Here is a 3,431-nt window from a genome sequence, read left to right as displayed (position 1 = left end):
CATCCGTGCCGCAGCGGCGGCCCACCCCGGAAGGCCACCACCATCACCCCGCAACACCCCACCCCGGCCGACAGGCGCGCCGTCCTCGACCGCACGGCGCGCCTGCGCCAACTCCCCGAAACAGACCGAGACGCACTCCGCATCGCCCAACACCCCCAACTCCCGCGCTGGTTGGAACAGATCACCGCTACCGGCGGCTGCGCCCACCCCATCCACCTCTCCGGGTCGACCACGACCCTGGATACGGCAACCGGCGAGATCCTCCGCCACTACGACACCCGCACCGAACCCGGCGAACGCCTCCTCGTCCGCTGCCGCAACCGGCGCGCGAGTGTCTGCCCGGCCTGCTCCCGACTCCACGCGGGCGACACCTTCCACCTCGTCCGCGCGGGACTCCTCGGCGGCAAGAACATCCCCGCCACCGTCCGCAACCGCCCCCGCCTCTTCGTCACCCTCACCGCGCCTTCGTTCGGGCCGGTCCACCGCGCCGGGAACGAACGTTGCCGACCGCGCCGCGACACCAGCACCTGCGCACACGGGCGTTCCCTCGGCTGCGGCGCCGTCCACGCCCCGGATGCTCCGGCCGTCGGCCAACCGCTGTGCGCCGACTGCTACGACTACAGCGCCCACGTGCTGTGGCACGCACACGCATCCAAGCTGTGGGACCGGTTCGTCATCGACGTCCGGCGCCGCCTCGCCTCCTCCGTCGGCCTCGTACAGTCCCGCTTCGTCGACCACGCCCGGTTGTCCTTCGCCCGCGTCGCCGAATACCAGAAACGCGCGGCCGTCCACGTCCATGCCGTCGTCCGCCTCGACGGCCCGAACGGACCCAACGACGAACCCCCGGCCTGGGGGACCGCGCAACTACTCACCGACGCCGTACGCGCCTCCGCCGGACGGGTCCTGGTCCACACCCCCTACAGCCCGGCCGTGGGCGAACTGGCCTTGCGCTGGGGCGTCCAGGTCGACGCCCGGCAACTGCACACCGACGGCGACGGACCCGACGACGACGCTGTAGCCGCGTACGTCGCCAAGTACGTCACCAAAGGAGCCAGCGAGACAGGCGCCGGCACCGACCACCCCCTCACCACCCGGGACGACATCGACGCCGCACCCGTCACCGAACACGTGCGCACCCTCATGCGCACCTGCTGGCGCCTCGGCGGCCTCCCCGACTACGAGCCTCTCCGCCTCCGCGCCTGGACCCACACCCTCGGCTATCGCGGCCACATCCTCACCAAGTCCCGCGCCTACTCGACGACATACGCGGCCCTACGCGCCGAACGCGCCCACCACCTCGGCCACACCGACATCCCCGACACGCTCACCGAACGGAACTGGCGCTACGTCGGCTCCGGCCACACCCCCGGCGCCGCACTCATCGCCACCGGAATCGCCGAGGACATCGCAGAGTCTCGACGACTCGGCTCAGAAGCGAGACAGGAAGGGGGCGGGGTCGATAGCCGCACTTCCTGCCCCTGAGTCTCGGCATCCGTTACGCCTGTCCGTGCCTCCCAACTCGGACGAGAAGCGCACGAGCTTGATCGAAAGTGAGATTGTGATCGTGGACGACGACGGCAACGAGACACCGTTCGACCCAGCCATAGGGTTCGAGTGAGACGAGAAGCCGCCTCCTCGTACGGCTCGGGGAGGCGGCTCTTTTCGTACGTCGGCTGGACGCCGTCAGAAGACTTCCGCGAAGTCGTCCTCTCGGATCACCAGACGCTCGCGTACGTCCTTGGGGATCAACAGCCGGAGGTGGACCTTCGGGGCCCGCACCTTCGGCACCTTCGTGCGGGTGACCTCGCACCGGATGCCGACTCGGTACAGGTCGGCGGCCATGGCTTCCATGCCGCCTTCCTGCCAGTGTTCTCGGAAGGTCTTCCCACCGTGGACGTGGATCCATCGGTCCTTCGCCGTCTCGGGGTCGACGGCTTCGAGCTCTCCAATGAGCTTGTCGAGCGTCGCCTCTGCCTGTTCCTTCGTGAACCGGTTCTTGGTGTACCGGCCCTCGGGTTCGAGCTCCTTCATATAGAGGGCGATGGACTCTTGGAGGCGCTTGACCTCCCTCCGTACTTCGGCGCCCTCGGCGTACTGGCGAACCTGTACGGGGAAGTCCCCGAGGACCTTGAGTACGTCTTCCACAAGGCGCTCGTAGACCCGCTCGGGGTTGGGTGCGCCGAGCCCTCCGCTCCGGCAATTGCGACACCGTAGGTAGTGGTAGGTCCCCCACGTGTTGTTCGTGATCTGCACAGTCATGTTTGTCTTGCACTCGGCGCACAGGAGGACGCCGAGGAACTGAGTCGCTCCGCCGACACGTCGCGGAGGCTGGTTCTTCTTGCGCTTGTCGAGAGCGGCGCCGAGGGTCTCGAACTCCTCCTCAGTGAAGATGGGGGGAGCGACCCTGATCGGCCTGCCGTCCTTACCAAGGACTGTCTTCGAGCGCCGTTGTCCTCCCTGCTTGTCCTCTTCTACTCGGTGGCCGAGGAGCGCGGGGTTACGAAGACGGCGGTGCAGCGTTGCCACGGTGAGTCCCTGGCTCATGAGGCCGGACCGCTTCAGGCAGCGCACCATGAACCGGGCGGAACGTCCTCGAAGCGCCATACGGCGAGCCCAGTGCAGAGCCTTGTGCGCTTCGGGCTCGATGACGAGACCGATCTTTCCCGACTCGTCCTCGCCTGTGACGTATCCGTACGTCGGCTTGCCGATGATCCATTCTTCCTGCGTCTTCGCGTAGTCCCACAGGCTCGTGACTCGGGTGGAGGTGTTGGCCGCTTCGATCTCGGCGATGCCGCCAATGATCGTGACCATGATCTTTCCGGCGGTCGTCGTGAGATCAAGGCTGTCGTTCTTCGAGACCAGATTCTTCCCGCGCTTCAAGCTCCACTCGATCATCGTCGAGAGATCGGAGAGGCGGCGAACGAAGCGGTCCAGCTTCCAGAACAAGAGCTCGTCGAACTCGGGGGAGCGGTTGTTCAGCCAGTCCCCAAGTTCCTTCCTCTTCCATGGCGGAACCTTGGTGGCCGACACGTTCAGATCGGAGGCGACGCCGACGACTCGACAGCGTCGCTCCCTGGCCAGGATGCGGAGGTCAAGTTCCTGCCGCACCGGTGACGTTGTTTCGTCCGTCAGTACAGACAGGCGGATGGATAAGAGGGCCCGAGGTGCATCCTCAGGAAGTTGAGCCTCTGCCTGCCTCAGCTCCTCCAGGAGTGCGCGATCTGCGTCCGTCCACTCCGCCTCGACCGAGTACTGCCTCTGGTCGGCTGCTGTGCGCTTCCGTGTGTGTGTCCCCATGTATAGGAACGTAGTGCTGGTTTTAAGCGTGTGTCCATATGGCCGCAGATGGACACCAGCATCCAGATCGGCCCGACCGGCAAGAAGTTGCTGCCGCTCACGGTGAAGTAGTGGTCTGAGGTGCAGCAAGGGGT

2 protein-coding genes are annotated in these 3,431 nt (G+C 66.3%); one reads left to right on the top strand and one right to left on the bottom strand.

Annotation, left to right across the window (positions count from 1 at the left end):
- Nucleotides 1-102: 102 nt before the first annotated feature.
- Entirely contained in the window at nucleotides 103-1,482 is a 1,380-nt protein-coding gene (locus STRTUCAR8_RS40880) for a replication initiator (RefSeq protein WP_086025861.1), read from the top strand.
- A gap of 201 nt (nucleotides 1,483-1,683) precedes the next feature.
- Here the strand turns inward: STRTUCAR8_RS40880 and STRTUCAR8_RS40875 are convergent, their stop codons facing one another.
- On the bottom strand, nucleotides 1,684-3,297 hold the full coding sequence (locus STRTUCAR8_RS40875; protein WP_044473756.1) for a recombinase family protein: 1,614 nt from the start codon (nucleotides 3,295-3,297) through the stop codon (nucleotides 1,684-1,686).
- Nucleotides 3,298-3,431 lie beyond the last annotated feature (134 nt).

This window comes from Streptomyces turgidiscabies Car8, from assembly GCF_000331005.1.
GTDB classification, from domain to species: domain Bacteria; phylum Actinomycetota; class Actinomycetes; order Streptomycetales; family Streptomycetaceae; genus Streptomyces; species Streptomyces turgidiscabies.
This window is presented reverse-complemented; position numbering and strand designations above follow the sequence as displayed.